This window comes from Sorangium sp. So ce381, from assembly GCF_051473845.1.
Taxonomy (GTDB): domain Bacteria; phylum Myxococcota_A; class Polyangia; order Polyangiales; family Polyangiaceae; genus Sorangium; species Sorangium atrum.
This window is the reverse complement of the sequence record NZ_CP150336.1, coordinates 1-17,110: the sequence shown is the minus strand read 5'-3', so window position 1 is coordinate 17,110 and position 17,110 is coordinate 1. Positions and strand designations below refer to the sequence as shown.

Sequence of the window (17,110 nt, the reverse complement as noted above, 5' to 3'; positions counted from 1 at the left end):
CGCTGGACGGTGCCAGCCGAGCTGGATCGGCGCCCGCTGGACGGGGCCGTCCGTGCGCTGGCCGCTGTCTCGTGGTCCGACGCGCGCCGCTTGATCGAGACCGGCAAGGTGCTGGTCGGGAGCGCGGTGGCGACGAGCGCCCGCCGGCGGGTGCTCAGCGGGGAGCAGATCGAGGTCCGCTTGCACGCGCCGAGGCCCGAGACCGTGCGGCGGCGCAAGCTCGAGGGCGAGCTCGTGGTCTACGCGGACGCGAGCGTCGTCGTGGTGAACAAGCCCGCCGGGGTGAGCACCATCCCGTACGGCGACGAGGATCCCGCGGAGCAGGCCGCGACCCTCGACGCGCTGGTGCGCGAGGTGCTGGCCAGGCGCGACCGCCTGCGCGGGCGCGCGCCGCTCGGCGTGGTGCAGCGCCTCGACAAGGGGACGAGCGGGCTGCTGGTCTTCGCGCGGACGCTCGCCGCGAAGAAGCACCTCGCGCAGCAGCTCCGCGTCCGCGCGATGCACCGGCAGTACCTGGCGCTCGCGCACGGCGCCGTCCCGCGCGGCACCTACCGCAGCTACCTCGTCGAGGATCGGGGCGACGGGCTGCGCGGCTCGGCGCGAGAGGGGCGGCGCGAGGGGCAGCTCGCGGTGACGCACGTGGAGCCGATCGAGGTGCTCCGAGGGCCGCAGGAAGGGGCCGGCGCCGGGGGCGTGACGCTCGTCGCGTGCCGGCTCGAGACGGGACGGACGCACCAGATCCGCATCCACCTCGCGGAGGCCGGGCACCCGCTCGTCGGCGAGACGGTCTACGTGCGGGACTACCGCGGGGCGAGGATCCCGGCCGCGCGGCTGATGCTCCACGCGGCCGAGCTCGGCTTCAACCACCCGGCCGACGACCGGCCGATGCGCTTCCAGGCGCCGCCGCCCCCGGATTTCGACGACGTGCTCGATCGGCTCCGCGAGCCGCAGCGGAAGGGCGCTACTTGACCTTGCCGCGGACCTCGGTCATCGCCGCGGCCGTGGCGTCGACCAGCGGCATGACCTTCGCGTAGTCCATCCGCGTCGGGCCGAGCACGCCGACGGTCCCGGCGACGCGGCCGTTCTCCATGTACGGCGCGGCGACGAGGCTGAGCTGGCCTCCGCCAAGATCGCCCGCCTCGCTGCCGACGAACACGGTGACCTCACCCGCGCCGGCGGCGAGCGTCCGGTCGAGCAGATCGACGAGCTCCTCGCGCTCCTCGAGCGCCTTCATCAGCTTCTTGAGCCGGTCGACATCGGCGTACTCGGGCAGATCGATCAGGCGGTTCTGCCCCTCGATGACGACCTCGCTCCGCCGGGTCACGTCGGCCGTCGCCTTGCTGCCGAGCTCGAAGGCGCGGCGCCTCAGCGCGTCGATCTGGAGGCGCTCGTCCGCGAGGCGGCGGGCGAACAGGTCCCGGATCTCGCCCAGCGTGCGCCCCTCGATGACGTCGGCGAGCAGGTTGTGGATCCGGGTGAGCTCGCCCTCGTTGATCGCCTCGTCGGCCGAGATGAAGCGGTTCGCGACCGAGCCGTCGGCGAAGACGAGCACCGCGAGCAGCTGCCCGGGCTTGGTCGGGATGAAGCGCAGCTGGGCGAGGGCGCGGAGCTCCGCCCGCGGCGCCGCCACGACCGCCGCGGCGCCGGACAGCTCCGAGAGGTAGCGCCCGGTCTCGCGGAGCGGATCGCTCGCCCCCGCGTAGATCTCGGTGAACCTGGCGCTCAGCTCGGCCTGCTGCTCGGGAGACAGCGACCGGAGCTCGACGAGCGCGTCGATGAACAGCCGGAGCGCGCGATCGGTCGGGATCCGCCCGGCAGAGGTGTGCGGCTGGTGGAGGTACCCGGCCTCCTCGAGGTCAGCGAGCACATTGCGGATCGAAGCAGCCGAGAGATCCAGCCCGTACTTCCGGGCGAGCGTCCTGCTGCCAACTGGGTCGCCCGTTGCGATGAACTCGGTGACCGCGGCGAAAAGGATCTTCCGAGATCGATTGGAAAGATCACTCATGTCAGCTGCATGCAGCGCGCAAGCGCGCCGCCGTGGCTACCAGGACCAGGGACCGCCCGGACCGGGAAGCCATGCGGGCCGGACCTTCGCTCCCGTACGTCAAGCTGCGCGTGCGGGCGCTCGACCCACGGACGCGCATGCGACCCATTTTGAGGCGATCGCGCGGCCCGGTCAAATGTCGCGGTAGGATCGGGTAGTAGCCACCCCGCGCACGGGGCCCCGCTCCGCCGGATGGCGGCGCGATCGGCCACGTGGCACGTGGTCGCTCGGCCCACCGAGAGGCCCCGAGAGGGCCGGCTTGCCTTGCTTCGCACGAGGGATGTACCGCAACGATGCCGCCCGCACGCCATGCCGCCGCTGCCTGCGCGCTCGCCCTCGCGCTCGGCCCCCTCGCCGCCGCGCCGAGCGCGCAGGGCAAGCCGAAGGTCAGGTACCACCAGGACTGGGCGAAGCACCCGTCGGCGCGCTATGCGGCCCTGAGCGCGGCGCAGTGCCGCGCGGCGCTCACGCAGCGGAAGATCGCGTTCGAGCCGGTGCCGCGCGCGCCGGGCGTGCTCGCTCCGGTGCGGCTGATGCAGCGGGTCGGCGGGGTCCTCTACCGGACGGCGCTGCCGGCGCATCGACGCGCGGACAACCCGTACGACGTCTTCGACTGCCGCCTCGCGCTCGCGCTCTCGGACTTCAGCCGGATCCTCCGCGCGCACGACATCGACGAGGCGCTGATGTTCTCGGCCTGGCGGCCTCCGTCCAGGATGTGGCCCGAGGGCAGGCTCGCCACGCGGCACCCCGGCGCGCTCGCGATCGACCTCTACAGGCTCATCAAGGAGCCCGTCGGCGGCGGGTTCGCGGAGGATTGGCTCGACGTGGAGCGCGACTTCGTCGGCAGGCGCGGCGCGCCTGTCTGCGGCGAGAGCGCAGGCCCGACCGGGAGGCCCCGCGGGGCCGGCAAGGGGGCGGGTAGCGGCCCTCCAGCGGACGCGGCGGCGCGAGAGCTGCGATCCATCGTGTGCGAGGCCGTGGATCAGCACATCTTCACGTCGATCCTCACGCCCAACTACGATCGGGCGCACAAAAATCACCTGCATCTCGAGGTGACCCCCGGCGTCCAATGGCATCTCGTGCGCTGATCCGGGACGGGACGTCGTCCGTCCTCCCGCGCGCAAACCCGCTCTCCTTCCGAGGTCGACCCGCTATGTTAGCCCGCGTGCCCGCACGAAGACCCCCGCTCTCCCGCGCGTCCGCCGCGCTGGCGCTCGCCGCTGTCGCGCTGTCGTTCACGTTCGTCGGCTGCCCCTGCGTCAGCGGCCCCGTGAACGCGAGCCCTGGCCTCCGCTGGTTTCTGTTCTCGAACTTCGGGGCCAGCAAGATCTGCCCCGAGATGCTGAAGAGCGGGGTCTCGCTGCGCCTGCAGGACAGATCGGCGTCCATCGGGCGGTTCTTCCCGATGCAGTGCTCGTACGACGTCAACGACGCGGCCCAGACGATCACCGTCCACATCGCCGGCACGGGGTACGGCTACATGCAGCCGGCCAAGCGGGTGGGCTTCTCGCTCACGACGTCCGTCGAGTACCGACCCGACTTCCAGCTCGCTGACGACAACGTCTACGTGTGGGGACGGCTGAACCGGATCGTGCAAGGCCCGAGCTTCCAGCTGGGCTACGTCGAGAACCCCGTCATCGACGTGATGGCCAACGTCCCGCCGTTCGGGGGGCTCGCCAACCTGCTCGGCAACCAGATCGTCGCGGGCGAGCTGACCCGCGGGTTCACCGTCCTCTACAACGAGGAGACCGGGAAGGACTTCACGCTGGGGATCCTCATGCCGCCCCAGCGACCGCACCACCCGTTCGAGGCCGAGGACGAGGAGCGGTACACCTTCGCGAACGAGACCATCGAGGTGCACGCGCACCAGCGCGACTACCTCGGGCCGTTCGAGATCGCCGACGCGGACCAGGCGCTCTACCTCAAGGTCAGCGCGCAGGGCGCGCCCGTGGACCTCATGATCGTCGACAAGCCCACCGGCGACGCGTGGCGCGAGGCGTACCAGACCGGCAAGCCGCTCGGCCCCCCGCCAGGCCCGGTGCAGGCAGGCGGCCCTCTCCAGCCCGGGATCATCGAGACGCGCCGCTACGCGCTGCGCCCGGGCCTCTACTACGTCGTCGTCGACAACACGGCGGCGGCCGGGCTGGTCGCTCCTCCCATCACGCTGCTCAGCCCCCTCGGGGGTCCGGCCGCTCAGGTCAGCTACATGGCGCAGGTCGGCGAGTAGCGCCGGCGAGCGGGGCACGGACAGCGTCGGCGAGATCACGCCACGCGGGCCCGGTCGCCGGCCTTGACGCGGTTCGCCGCGAACGGGATAAACTTGCCATGGCCGTCATGGAGAGAGAGGGGAGCAGCGCCAGCCACGTCGACCAAGTTGCCCTCGACCGGCTACGCGCTCGCCTCCAGGCGTACATGGCCAAGAAGGGGCTGAGATCGACGGCGCAGCGCCGGCTGATCGTCGACACGTTCTTCTCCGGCGCCCCGCACATGACCATCGAGGACCTGCTCGCGGAGGTGCGCGCGCACGATCGAGGCATCGGGTACGCGACGGTGTACCGCACGCTCAAGCTGCTCGCGGAGTGCGGCGTGGCCTCCGAGCGCCGGTTCGGCGATGGCCTTAGCCGCTACGAGCTGGCGGACGACGCCAGCGCGCACCACGACCACCTGATCTGCGTCAACTGCGGGAAGATCATCGAGTTCGAGGAGCCGCGGATCGAGGCGCTCCAGGAAGAGATCGCCGCGAAGTACGGCTTCGAGGTGACCTGGCACAAGCACGAGATGTACGGCGTCTGCGCGGACTGCCGCGACGTCAAGGACACCACGCCCGACGTCTCGTAGCCCGCCGCGGCGCGGCGAGCGGCCCCGCGCCGGCGACCGCGCCCGGCGCTCAGCTCTTCGCGTCGAGCGCGCGGGCGTGGACGACGGCCATGACGCCGCCGAGCAGCGAGGCGATGGGCGCGTAGGCCGGCGGGAGCACGAACGCGGCGATCACCGCGGCGCCGACGAGCGCCGGGGCGACGCTGAGCGCGAGCCCGACGCGCGCCTCGAGGCGCGTGCGGTGCGCGAGCGCGAGGGAGAGCGCGGCGTCGCGGACGTCGTCCGACGCGAGGACCGTGGAGAAGTCGGCGGGCGCCGAGCCGGCGGCGCCGAGCGCCACGGAGACGTCGGCGGCGCCGAGCGCGGCGTCGTCGACGCCCGCGTGGCCGAGGACGGCGACGCTCGTGCCCGCGTCGATCAGGCGACGCACCTCTGTGCCGCGATCCGCGGGGAGGATCTCGGGGCGGATATGATCGATGTCGAGCGAGCGGCCGATCGCCTCGCACGTCTCGCGCGCGTCGCCCGACATCAGCACGGGCTCGATCTGCGCGTCGAGCAGGTGCTGGATGGCGGCCCGCGCCCCGGGGCGCAGCCCGTCCTGCAGGCCGATGATGCCGACGAGGCGAGCGCCGACCGCGACGAGGACCACCGTGCGCCCCAGCGCCTCGAGCTCGGCGACGCGGCTCTCGGCCGCGGCGATCGAGATCCGCTGCTCGAGCATGAGCGCGCGGTTGCCGACGCAGAGGTCCTCGCCGGACGAGGTGACGGCCGTCACGCCGAGGCCGGGGTGGAAGTTGGGGTTGCGCACGCCGTCGGGCCGCAAGCCGCGGGCGCGCGCGGCGCGGACGATCGCCGTCGCGACGGGGTGCTCCTCGGTGCGCTCCGCCCCGGCCGCGAGCGCCAGCACGTCGCTCGGCTTGAGCTTCTGCCCGGTCGCCTCCAGCTCCGCGAGCTCGGGCTCGCCGAGCAGCAGCGTGCCGCGGGCGCAGAACACGGCGACCGAGGTCTTCCCTGCGCGATCCCAGGCGTCGGCGCTCTTGTAGACGATGCCCCGGCGGAGCCCGAGCAAGATGCCCCGCGCGACGTGCACCGACGCGATGGACGCCGTGATCGCCGTGGACAGCGCGGCGAGCACGGCGGCCGCGGTCATCGCGATCTCGACCGGAGCGCGCCCGGCGACGAACGCGGAGAGCGCGCCGATCGCCGCGGCGCCGATCGCCCAGCGCTCGGTCAGGGCGCGGGAGGCCTGCGCGATGGGCGCGAGGGCGTCCGCGCGCCGGCGGGCGTCGAGCAGGACGCGCGCGACCGCGCGATCGCCGCCGGAGAAGGTGCACGCGCCGACGAGGCGGCCCCGGACCACGGTGGCCCCGGCGACGACCGGGTCGCCGTCGCGGCGGCGGGTCGGCGTGGTCGCGCCGATCCAGGGGAGCACCTCGACATCGCCGCCCGTGACGACGAGGTCGACGGGGACGACCTCCCCCGCGTCGACCTGGACGCCCTCGCCCGGTCGCAGCTCGTAGAGCTCATCCCCGGCGCCCTCGAGAGAGCCGCCGTCGCTGCCGCGCTGAGGGGCGCGGTCGGCAGGCGCCTGGCCCTGCGCCCACGCGCCAGGCGGCCGGCGCGCGGGCGCCGAGAGCACGGATCCGATCCACGCCCGCTCCGCGAACACGCGATGTCGGGCGCTCTCGATGAGCCACGCGCTGATCGCGCTGGCGGTGGCGATCACGCCGGCGAGCGACGCGGCCTCGGCCGCGAGGGCGCGGTCCTGACCGAAGAGGGCCCAGACCGCGGCGACGAGCCCACCCAGGACGGGCGCGAGCATCGGCGCCGGGTGCGGATCGGTGGCGTCGCGCGCGGTCGTGGCGGCGCGGCCGAGGAGCATCCCGGCGCTCACCGTGGCGAGCACGATGCGCGCGCCGATGACGAGCTTCGCGTCCCCGGCGAGGGTGAGCGCGACGGCCAGCGTCCCCGCGATGATCGCGAGCACGAGCAGGAGCGCGCCGATGTCCCGCGCCTCGACCGCATCGTAGCGCTGCGGCTCCTCGCTCAGGATGGTGTTCCCGATGGGCTCGAGCAGCGCGCGATCGTCGTCGAGGACGGGCAGGTCCGGGAGCTTCTCGTCGAGCGACACGGGCGGGAACGCGTCGACGATCGGCGCGTCGAGGTCCGCGACGCGCGCCGCGCCCTCGTCGGCGCTCGCCCGCGCGGGCTCGGCGCGCGCCGCGGAGGCGTGGTGCCCGCCGGCGCCGGGCGGCGCGCCTGACGGGAGCCCCCGGGGAGGAGGGCCGGCGAAGGGCGCGCCCGACGCCGCGAGGCCAGCAGGCCGGCCGTCGCCCGGCGCAGGCGCCGCTTCACCGAGGAAGGCGTGGCGGCACCGCGCGTTGCAGAAGTAGTGGAAGCGCTGATCGAAGATCGCCACCTGCCCCGCGCGCAGCGGATCGATCAGCTTGCTGCAGCCCGAGCACGGGACGGGGGCGGCGGCGGGACCCGCGGCGCGCGAGGCGACCACCTCAACCCGCAGCCGGCGTCTCGGCGAGCGCGGCCTCGACCTCGGCCAGCGCCTCGTCGATCTGCGCCTCGCTCACGATCAGGGGCGGCGTGAACCGGAGCACGCTGTTGCCCGCGATCGTGAGCAGCACGCCCCGATCGCGCACGCGACCGAGCGCGGCGCGCGCGTCGACGGTCGGCGCGAGGATGAGCCCGCGGAGCAACCCGCGCCCGCGCTCGCCGAGGCACACGCCCGGCAGCCGCGCGGCGATCGCGGCGAGGCCGCGGCCGAGCCGCTCGCCGCGCTTCACGGCGGCCTCGCACAGCTTCTCTTCCTCGATGACCGCGAGCACCGTGCGCGCCGTGGCGGAGGCGAGCGCGTTGCCGCCGTAGGTCGAGCCGTGCGAGCCCGGGGGCAGCGCGCCGTTGAGCCGCTCCCGCAGCACCAGCGCGCCGACCGGGAACCCGCCGCCGAGCCCCTTCGCGAGCGCCGCGGCGTCGCCCTGGACGCCGTCGTACGCCGCGCCGAGCCAGTGCCCCGTGCGCCCGATGCCGGTCTGCACCTCGTCGACGAGCAGCAGCGCGCCGTGCTCGTCGGCGATGCGCCGCAGCTCGGCGAGGAACCCCGCCGGAGCCGGCAGCACGCCGCCCTCCCCTTGCACCGGCTCCACGAGGATCCCCGCGACGTCCGGGCCCATGGCGGCGCGCACCGCCGCTACATCCCCGTAAGGCACGTGCGTGACGCCGTCGAGCGAGGGGCCGAAGCCCTCGCGGTACTTCGGCGTCCCGGTCAGGGCGACCGCGCCGAGGGTGCGGCCGTGAAACGCGTTGTCGAACGCGATGATCCGGTAGCGCCCCTCCTCGCCCCGGTTGAAGAAATGGCGGCGCGCGAGCTTGAGCATCGCCTCGTTGGCCTCCGCGCCCGAGTTGCAGAAGAAGGCGCGGTCGAAGCCCGTCTTCTCGCAGAGCTCCTCGGCGAGGCGGAGGTTCTCCGCGTTGAAGAAATAGTTGGAGACGTGCATCAGGCGGCCCGCCTGCTCCGAGATGGTCGCCACGAGCCGCGGGTGAGCGTGCCCGAGCGAAGCCACAGCCACCCCGGCGCACATGTCAAGGTACCGGCGCCCCTCCGTGTCGAAGAGCTCGCAACCCCTGCCGCGGTCGAGGACGAACGGCGGCTGGCGGTAGTTGCCGAGGAGGTGCTTCTGCGCCGCGAGGAGCGGCGCGCTGGCGGGCGTCGAGGCGTTCGCCGGAGGGGGTTCGGCGGCGCGGCTTGTGGCGATGCTCATGGGGGGCGATCTAACGCCGGGCGGGGCCTCGGAGCAAACGGTCGATGCGGCGCCCGCAGCGGATCGTGGAGACCCGGGCAAACCGTGCCACCGGAGCGCCTCCGGAGCGCGTCCGGAGCGCCCGGGCGCCGACCCACGCGGGCGTCCTGGGCCGGGGCGGCGGCACGCGCCGGCGCGCTCGGACGCCGGCGCTCGCCTCCTGCCGACCATGGGCGTGGCGATTGCCAGCGGATCGCGGCTGGTTATAGTGCCGCCGTCCTATGAGCGATTCGGAAAGAAATGGGTCGAACCAGAACACGGGGGAGACGGCGGAGGCGCAGGCTGAGCGCGCAGAGCCTGCGGAGCAGCAGGCCCCCGCCCCCGAAGACAAACTAGGCGAGGCGCAGGCCGAGGCCGCGCGGATGCGCGAGCAGCTGCTGCGCACCGCCGCGGATTTCGACAACTTCCGTAAGCGCTCCCGGCGCGAGGTCGAAGAGGCGCAGCGCCGCGGCCGCGAGGCGATCCTGAAGGATCTGCTCCCGGTCTTCGACAACCTCGAGCGCGCGGCCAGCCACGCCGAGAGCGCGCCGGACGTGAAGTCGGTCGCCGAGGGCGTCCGGATCGTGACGAAGCAGTTCGTCGACACGCTGGAGCGCATGGGCATCAAGCGCATCGCCGCGGTCGGCAAGCCCTTCGATCCCAGCGTGCACGAGGCCATCCAGCAGCTCGACTCGACCGAGCACCCCGCCGGCGTCGTGATCGCGGAGGTCCAGCCGGGATACATGCTGGGCGATTACCTGATCCGCGCGGCCATGGTCGTCGTCTCGAAGGGCTCGCCCGTCGAGCCGGCGCCCACAGCGAACTGAGCCTCCGCGCGGCGTCGCGCCGGCTCCCTCGGCGTACACCTCCGGCACGGTGCGCATCCTGGCGGTGGTCCTGTCCGGGATCTGCCGTGCCCCGCTACCTCGCCGCACGATCTCCCCAAATATCACGGGCGCCCAGGTCGTCTCCCCACCCGGCGAGCATCCAGGCCTGTAGTATCTTTCGCCGCATATGGGGAAGGTGATCGGCATCGATCTCGGGACGACGAACTCGTGCGTGGCTGTCGTCGAAGGGGCAGGCGTCGCCTCGGCGAACGATGTTCGGGTGATCCCGAACGCCGAGGGCGCGCGCACCACGCCTTCCGTGGTCGGCTTCCCCGCGAGCGGCGAGCGCCTGGTCGGACAGGTCGCGCGCCGCCAGGCGGTCACGAACCCGCAGAACACCATCTACGCGGTGAAGCGGCTGATGGGCCGCAAGTTCACCGCGCCCGAGGTCAGCAAGCAGATCAGCCTCGCGCCCTACAAGATCGTCGAGGCGCCGAACAGCGACGCGTGGGTCGAGGTCAAGGGGCGCAACTACTCGCCGCCCGAGATCTCCGCCGTGATCCTCGGCCAGATGAAGCAGGTCGCCGAGCGGTTCCTCGGCGAGCCCGTGACGGAGGCGGTGGTCACCGTCCCCGCCTACTTCGACGACGCGCAGCGGCAGGCGACGAAGGACGCAGGGCGGATCGCCGGGCTGGACGTGCGCCGGATCATCAACGAGCCGACCGCCGCGGCGCTCGCCTACGGCCTCGACAAGGTGAAGGCCGAGACGATCGCGGTCTACGACCTCGGCGGAGGCACGTTCGATATCTCGATCCTCGAGATCGCGAGCGGGGTCTTCAGCGTCAAGGCGACCGGCGGCGACACGCACCTCGGCGGCGAGGACTTCGACCAGCGGATCATCGACCTGCTCGCCGACGAGTTCGAGGGGAAGAGCCGCATCGATCTGCGCCGGGACCGCATGGCGCTGCAGCGGCTCAAGGAGGCGGCCGAGAAGGCGAAGCACGAGCTCTCGTCGTCGCTCGAGACCGAGATCAACATCCCCTTCATCGCCGTCGGCCCGGGCGGCGGGCCGCTCCACCTCGAGCGGACGATGCGGCGCAACGAGCTCGAGATGCTCTGCGAGGGCCTCATCCAGCGGACCATCGACGTCTGTCGCGCGACGCTCGGGGACGCCAAGCTCCCCGTCTCCGCCGTCAACACGGTGGTCCTCGTCGGCGGCATGACCCGGATGCCCGCCGTGCAGGCGGCGGTGCGCGAGTTCTTCGGCCGGGAGCCGAACAAGGGCGTGAACCCCGACGAGGTCGTCGCGGTCGGGGCCGCGCTGCAGGGCGCCGCGCTGTCCGGACAGGTGGACGAGGTGCTGCTCCTCGACGTGACGCCGCTGTCGCTCGGCGTCGAGACCGGCGGCGGCGTGAGCTTCAAGCTCATCCCGCGGAACACGACCATCCCCACCGAGCGGAGCGAGATCTTCACGACGAGCGTCGACAACCAGAGCTTCGTCCCCGTGCACGTGCTCCAAGGCGAGCGCGAGATGGCCGCGGACTGCCGGAGCCTCGCCCGGTTCGAGCTCACCGGCATCCCTCCCGCCCCGCGCGGGCTGCCCAAGATCCAGGTCACCTTCCGCATCGACGAGAACGGGATCGTCCGCGTCGAGGCGCGGGATCTCGGGACGGGGCGGGTGCAGGAGATCCGGGTGACCCCCACGAGCGGCCTCACGCCGGACGAGGTCGATCGGCTCGTCTCGGAGGGCGAGCGGTTCAAGGAGACCGACGCGCTCCGGCGCGATCTCGCCGAGCTCCGCAACCAGGCCGAGACCCTCGTCTACACGACCGAGCAAGCCCTCGAAGGCTACGGCGATCTGCTCGACGCCGAGCTCCTCGGCGAGGTCCACGCCGAGTGCGCTGCGCTGCGGAAGCTGCTCGAAGCCGGCGGCGACCTCGACGCGCTCCGGGACGCGTACGCGCGCCTCGAGGGGGCGGCGTTCCGGATCGCGGAGTCGATGTATGGAGGGGACGATGACGCCGGCGCGAACAAGGCCGTCGAGACATGACGCGCGGCTAGGCGACGCGGCCGGGGCGGCGGCGCCGGCTCGCGCGCCGATCGCGGGCCGTCCCCTCCGGAGCGCCGCGCGCGCTCCAGGCGCAAGGGTGCGTGGCGCGCAGGCAGGCCGATGCTGAGCGAGACCTTCGGGCGGTATCGCTTGCTCGAGCGCCTCGGCGAAGGCGGCATGGCCGAGGTCTTCAAGGCGAAGAGCTTCGGCGTCGAGGGGTTCGAGAAGGTCCTCGTCATCAAGCGCATCCTCCCCAAGCTGGCCGAGCAGGGGCGCTTCGTGGACATGTTCGTGCACGAGGCCAAGCTCGCCGTGCGCCTCTCGCACGCGAACATCGTGCAGGTGTTCGACCTCGGCCGCGTCGACCATCCGAACGGCGATCCGACCAGCTACTTCATCGCGATGGAGTACGTCCCAGGGCTCGACCTGGCGACGCTCCTGGCCCGCTGCCGGAGGGCGAAGAGGCCGATCCCCCTCGCCATGGCCGTCTTCATGACGGCCGAGATCGCGAAGGCGCTCGATCACGCGCACCGGCGGCGCGACGAGCAGTCGCGCCCCCTCGGCATCGTCCACCGCGACATCTCTCCGCAGAACATCCTGCTCTCCTGGGAAGGCGAGGTGAAGGTCACCGACTTCGGCATCGCGAAGGCGACGCAATCGATGACCGACGAGGAGGTCGGCGAGAACCGCGCAGGGAGGATCCGCGGGAAGCTCGCCTACATGAGCCCGGAGCAGTCGCGCGCCGGCGCGATCGACGGCAGGAGCGATCTCTTCTCGCTCGGCACGGTGCTCTACGAGATGCTCGCCGGGTCGAACCCGTTCGCGGCGCCGACGGCGTTCGAGATCATGCGGCGGCTGCAGGCGAGCGAGTACCCGCCGCTCGCGCTCGTGCGCCCCGACGTGCCCCGGTCGCTCGTCGACGTCGTGAGCACGATGCTCGCGAAGAACCCCGAGGATCGGTTCCCCGACGCCGGGCGCCTGCACGAGGCGCTCCTCGGCTTCTTCTACGCGACGGCCGAGCGGTTCGGAGCGAACGACCTGGCCGAGTTCCTGGAGCCGTTCCACGAGGAGAAGAGCGCCGAGATCCAGGCGGGCGCCGTGCTCCAGGAGGAGCCGAACGGGGCCAACGAGCGCACGCCCGTCGAGGTGCCGCACACGACGAGCACGCGCAGCCGCTCGGCGTCGGGGCTCCTCCAGCTGCTCGAGAAGGCCGACAGCGGCCCGGCCGCGCGCGGGCTCGGCGAGCGGCGCGAGGTCACGGCGCTCGTGCTCATCTTCACGGGATCCGAGGACGACGCGGCGAGGCGCATGGCGCGGGCCCGCGATGTGCTGGCGCGCTACGGTGCGCTGCTGCTCGAGCAGGAGGCGTCGCAGCTCGTCGCCGTCTTCGGGCTCGGCGACGCCGACGGCCGCGACACGGAGGCCGCGGTGCGCGCCGCTCTCGTGATCCTGCGCTCGCGCGGCGGGGGCGCCGCCGTCTCCGCCGGCATCCACCTCGCCCGCATCCTCGTCGACAGCGCCGGCGCCCCGATCCGCGACGAGCGGCTCACCTCGCTCATCGCCTCCGCCCAGGCGCTCGCCCGCGCGACCGAGTCCCAGGTCGCCGTGTCGAACCTCACCGGGCGCGTCCTCCGCAACGCGTTCACGACCGAGGAGCTGCCCGGCGCGGGCCGGACAGCGCCCGAGGGGGGGCGCGTCGTCACCTCCGCGCAGCCCCCGGACGGCGCGTACGGCCGCTTCATCGGCCGCCGCGACGAGCTCAAGCAGCTCGGCGACATCCTGGCCGCCGCCACGAGGAAGCGCGCGCAGATCGTCGTCATCCAGGGCGAGCGCGGCATCGGCAAGACGCGGCTGCTCGCCGAGATGGAGCGGCGGCTCTCCAAGGGCGACTACAACGTCGGTGTCTACGTCGCCTCGTGCCCGCACAACGGCGCCGACGTCCCGTGGAGCGGCCTCACCGCGATGCTCCAGGTGCTCTGCGGCATCCAGGAGGGCGACGACGAGGAGCGCATCCGCGCGGTGCTGCCGCGGCTGCGGGCGCTCGGCCTGCGCGAGGACGAGTCCGCGGCCGTGCTCGGTCAGCTCGGCGCGGCGCTCGCCGAGAGGCGGGCGCCGCAGGGGACGACCGCGATCCTGCGCACGGCGTTCCCGCGCATGGTGCAGAGCCTCTGCGAGGATCGCCTCCACTGCTTCGCGTGGGACGACGCGCAGGCGATGGACCAGCTCACCGCCGAGACCCTGCTCGCCACCGCGGGCCGCGCCGGCGGGCTCCGCGCCGTGCTGATGCTGGCGACGCGCAGCGACCCGCCGTCGCTGCTCGAGGCGCACCCCCACTTCTACCGGCTCAAGGTCGGGGAGCTCTCGGACAGCGACAGCGCGCGCCTCATGTCGGCGCGCATCGGCGCGACCTTCCTGCCGCCCGACGTCGTCGCCTTCTGCCGCGAGCGCGCCGGCGGCCACCCGCTCTTCCTCGAGGAGCTCATCAAGGAGCTGAGCGACTCCGGCGCGCTCAGCGTCGCCAGCGGCGTCGTGAAGGCGCGGCTCGACGGCGCGTCGGCGGTGCCCCGCTCGCTGCGCACGCTCATCGCGACCCGGGTGCGGCGGCTCGACCCGAGCGACCGCGCCGTGCTCCAGGCGGCGGCCATCCTCGGCGATCCGGTGCCGACCGAGGTCCTCGCGGCGCTCCTCCAGCAGAAGCTCCCGGTGGTGAACCGCGCGATCTCCGGGCTCGCGACCCGCGATCTGCTGCGGCTCAAGGGCCCCGCGCAGGCGAGCTTCGCGTCGCCCATGCACGGGGAGATCGTCCTCGACGCGATCCCGCCGGAGCTCCGCCGGGAGCTGCACGCCGCGGCCGCGGCGGCGTACGTCGCGGTCGTCGGCGAGGACGGCGCCGAGCACGCCGAGCGCATCGGGCAGCACTTCTACCAGGCCGGCGATCGCGACCGCGCCGCCACGTTCTACGCGCGGGCGGCGCTCCACAAGATCCGCGCGAGCCAGCTCGATCCGGCGCTCCGGCTCATCTTCCAGGCGCTCGATCTCGGCGACCACGCCCACCGCTCGCCGGCGGAGCTCGCCGCGTGGCTCGGCGCGCTCGCGGACGTCGTCGTGCGCGTGCGCTCCGCGCCCGATCTCGCCGACGTCGCCGCCCGCGCGCTGAGGCGCATCGACGAGGCCGGCACGCCGGAGCAGAAGCTCTCGGCCCGCGTCGACCTGGCGCGCGCCCTCGGCGCGGTGGACCTCTTCGCGGACGCGTACGCGAGGCTCGAGGAGGCCTACGCCCTGGCCGGCGATCGGGAGGACCTCCGCCGCAAGGCGCTCGCGTGCGAGACGGAGATCGGCGTCCGGACGGGCGACTTCGCGCGCGCGGAGCGCGCCGTCGAGCAGCTCGAGGCGACGGGCGCGATCGACGATCCGAGGCTCTTGCTCGCGATCTCCCAGACGCGCGCGGCGACGGGCGACATCGCGGCGGCGCTCCGCGCCCTCGATCGGGCGGAGGCGCTCGGCGATCCGGGCGACCTCGCGGCGGCGAGCGAGCGCGAGAAGCAGCGCGTCCTCGTGCACGTGTTCCTGCGCGACTTCGACGCGGCGGTGAAGAGCTCCGCCCGCGCCGTCGACCTCGCCCGGTCCGCGGGCCTGCGCTTCGAGACCGCCGCCGCGCTGCACAACCTCGGCGACGCGAGCCGGCGGCTCGGCGATCTGCCGCGCGCCTACGCGTCGCTCACCGAGTCGAAGGAGCTCGCCGAGGAGAGCGGCCACGAGCGCCTCGCCTCCATCAACCGCGCGCACCTCGCCTACCTGGACGGGCTGAGCGGCGCGGCCGGCGCCGGCGAGCTCCTGCGCGAGCTCGCGCGCTACGCCGACGCGCGCTCCTACCGCACCGACGCCCTCGAGAGCCGGTACCTGCTCGGCGCGCTCCTGAAGCAGCGGGGCCTGGTCAAGGAGGCGCGGCGCGAGCTCGCCGAGGTGCTCGATCTCGCGTCCGCGTACGGCAACAAGCTCGTCGCGGACGACGCGCGCTCGGCGCTGTCCGAGCTCTGATCCCTCGCGCTCGTCGCTCGTCGCGCGGCGATCCACGCGACGAGCGGCCCGCCGGCGGACAGAGGGCCCGTCAGCCGGCAGGTCGCTCTCGTGCCGCGCGCGCCTTCCGCGTCGCGCGCGCGGGGGGTCACTCGTCGGCGAGCTTCTTCTCGAGCGCCTCGAGGTGGGCGCGGACCTGCGGATCCGAGTCCCGCTGCGCCTCGATCTTGCGCACGGCGCTCATCACCGTCGTGTGATCGCGGTTGCCGAAGGCCCGCCCGATCTCCGGGAAGCTGCACTTCAGCCGCTGCTTGCAGAGGTACATCGCGACGTGGCGCGCGAAGGCCACGCTCTTGTGGCGGTCCTTCGAGGTGAGGTCGATCGAGCGCAGGTGGAAGTGGTGGCACACCGCGCGCTGGATGTCCTCGACGCTCATCATCTGCGCGCGCGGCGGCGACGTGGCCGTGATCTCGGCGCGCGCGAACGGGAGGTCGACGGGGCGCCCCGTGAGCGAGCTCTTGGCCGCCAGCCGGATCAGCGTCCCCTCGAGCTCGCGGACGTTGGAGCGGACCATCTGCGCGAGGTAGAGCGCCACGTCGTCCGTGAGCGCGATGCCCTCGAGCGCCGCCTTGTTCCGCACGATCGCGACGCGCGTCTCGAGCTCCGGCACCTGGATGTCGGCGACGAGCCCCCAGGAGAACCGCGAGACGAGCCGCTCTTCCATGCGCTCGAGGTTCTGGGGGTACTTGTCGCTCGTCACGACGATCTGCCGGTCGAGCGTGTGGAGCGCGTTGAAGGTGTGGAAGAACTCCTCCTGCGTCTGCTCGCGTCCGGCCAGGAACTGGATGTCGTCGACGAGCAGCACGTCGCAGCTCGACCTGTACCGCGTGCGGAACTCGTCCATCCGGTGGTGCTGGATGGCCGTGATGAAGTCGTTCGTGAACTTCTCGGCCGAGACGTAGATGATCCGCGCGTCCGGCCTGCCCTCGAAGACGCGGTGCGCGATCGCGTGCATGAGGTGGGTCTTGCCGAGCCCCGTGCCGCCGCAGATGAAGAGCGGGTTGTAGCGGCGTCCCCCGCCGCCCGCGGCCGCGATCGCGGCCGCGTGCGCCAGCTGGTTCGAGGGGCCCACGACGAAGCTCGCGAAGGTGTGCTTCGGGTTGAGGTCGTCCGGCATCGACGGGACGCGCCGGAGCGCCGGCTCGGGGCGGGGCGCCGGCGCCGGCGCCGCGCTGGTCGGCCGCACCACGAGCGCCCGCGGACGCACCGGGGTGAGCTCCACGCGCTGCGCAATGGGCGCGTCGAGGTTCTGATCCACCGTCCACGCGACCTGGACCGACCAGCCGGTGAGCTCTCGGATCTTGTCCGTGAGCGCCGGCAGGAAATTGTCCCTGACCCACTCGAGGACGAACTCGTTCTGGACACGCAGCGTCAGCACGCCGTCGGTCAGATCATCGAACTGAACTCCCCCGAACCACTGATCGAAAGTGGCCGGGGAAAGCGCCCGCGTATGCTCGATCGCCCGATCGAAGACCTCGCGCGGCTCGTGTTTCGGAATCGTCAT

The 17,110-nt window shown here is 73.0% G+C and carries 11 protein-coding genes; 7 read left to right on the top strand and 4 right to left on the bottom strand.

The window, feature by feature from the left end:
• Positions 1-9 precede the first annotated feature (9 nt).
• Complete coding sequence (locus tag WMF29_RS00055) at positions 10-969, top strand: RluA family pseudouridine synthase (protein WP_437326873.1); 960 nt, start codon at positions 10-12, stop codon at positions 967-969.
• Here the strand turns inward: WMF29_RS00055 and hrcA are convergent.
• Positions 962-2,005: a heat-inducible transcriptional repressor HrcA gene (gene hrcA / locus WMF29_RS00050; protein WP_272097054.1), complete on the bottom strand. Its 1,044-nt coding sequence runs from the start codon at positions 2,003-2,005 to the stop codon at positions 962-964. The two genes, WMF29_RS00055 and hrcA, sit on opposite strands and share 8 nt — an antisense overlap.
• 332 nt (positions 2,006-2,337) lie before the next feature.
• Between hrcA and WMF29_RS00045 the strand changes: the two genes are divergently transcribed.
• The 3 genes from WMF29_RS00045 to WMF29_RS00035 all read left to right on the top strand — a co-directional run bounded on the left by WMF29_RS00045 (position 2,338) and on the right by WMF29_RS00035 (position 4,882).
• The gene (locus WMF29_RS00045; RefSeq protein ID WP_437326872.1) at positions 2,338-3,132 is read left to right on the top strand and encodes a hypothetical protein; all 795 of its coding nucleotides are present in this window, start codon (positions 2,338-2,340) and stop codon (positions 3,130-3,132) included.
• Positions 3,133-3,209: 77 nt separating this feature from the next.
• Positions 3,210-4,271 (top strand): hypothetical protein, encoded by a 1,062-nt coding sequence (locus tag WMF29_RS00040; RefSeq protein ID WP_437326871.1) that lies wholly within the window; start codon positions 3,210-3,212, stop codon positions 4,269-4,271.
• Between the two features lie 98 nt (positions 4,272-4,369).
• Positions 4,370-4,882: a Fur family transcriptional regulator gene (locus WMF29_RS00035; RefSeq protein WP_437326870.1), complete on the top strand. Its 513-nt coding sequence runs from the start codon at positions 4,370-4,372 to the stop codon at positions 4,880-4,882.
• 49 nt (positions 4,883-4,931) lie between these two features.
• Here the strand turns inward: WMF29_RS00035 and WMF29_RS00030 are convergent, their stop codons facing one another.
• Positions 4,932-7,370: an HAD family hydrolase gene (locus WMF29_RS00030; RefSeq protein WP_437326869.1), complete on the bottom strand. Its 2,439-nt coding sequence runs from the start codon at positions 7,368-7,370 to the stop codon at positions 4,932-4,934.
• A 1-nt stretch (position 7,371) separates the two neighbouring features.
• Positions 7,372-8,634, bottom strand: a complete 1,263-nt coding sequence (locus tag WMF29_RS00025) for an aspartate aminotransferase family protein (protein ID WP_437326868.1) — start codon at positions 8,632-8,634, stop codon at positions 7,372-7,374.
• 260 nt (positions 8,635-8,894) lie between these two features.
• On the opposite strand from WMF29_RS00025, the gene grpE reads away from it, so the two are divergent.
• The 3 genes from grpE (at position 8,895) to WMF29_RS00010 (ending at position 15,567) form a co-directional block, all read left to right on the top strand.
• The gene (grpE, locus tag WMF29_RS00020; protein WP_437326867.1) at positions 8,895-9,479 is read left to right on the top strand and encodes a nucleotide exchange factor GrpE; all 585 of its coding nucleotides are present in this window, start codon (positions 8,895-8,897) and stop codon (positions 9,477-9,479) included.
• Positions 9,480-9,666: 187 nt separating this feature from the next.
• Positions 9,667-11,529: a molecular chaperone DnaK gene (gene dnaK, locus WMF29_RS00015; protein ID WP_437326866.1), complete on the top strand. Its 1,863-nt coding sequence runs from the start codon at positions 9,667-9,669 to the stop codon at positions 11,527-11,529.
• A 120-nt stretch (positions 11,530-11,649) separates the two neighbouring features.
• Entirely contained in the window at positions 11,650-15,567 is a 3,918-nt protein-coding gene (locus WMF29_RS00010) for a serine/threonine-protein kinase (RefSeq protein ID WP_437326865.1), read from the top strand.
• A gap of 127 nt (positions 15,568-15,694) precedes the next feature.
• Here WMF29_RS00010 and dnaA read toward each other — a convergent pair whose 3' ends face one another.
• Positions 15,695-17,110 carry a chromosomal replication initiator protein DnaA gene (gene dnaA / locus WMF29_RS00005; RefSeq protein WP_012232635.1) on the bottom strand — a complete coding sequence of 472 codons (1,416 nt, stop codon included), beginning with the start codon at positions 17,108-17,110 and terminating at the stop codon, positions 15,695-15,697.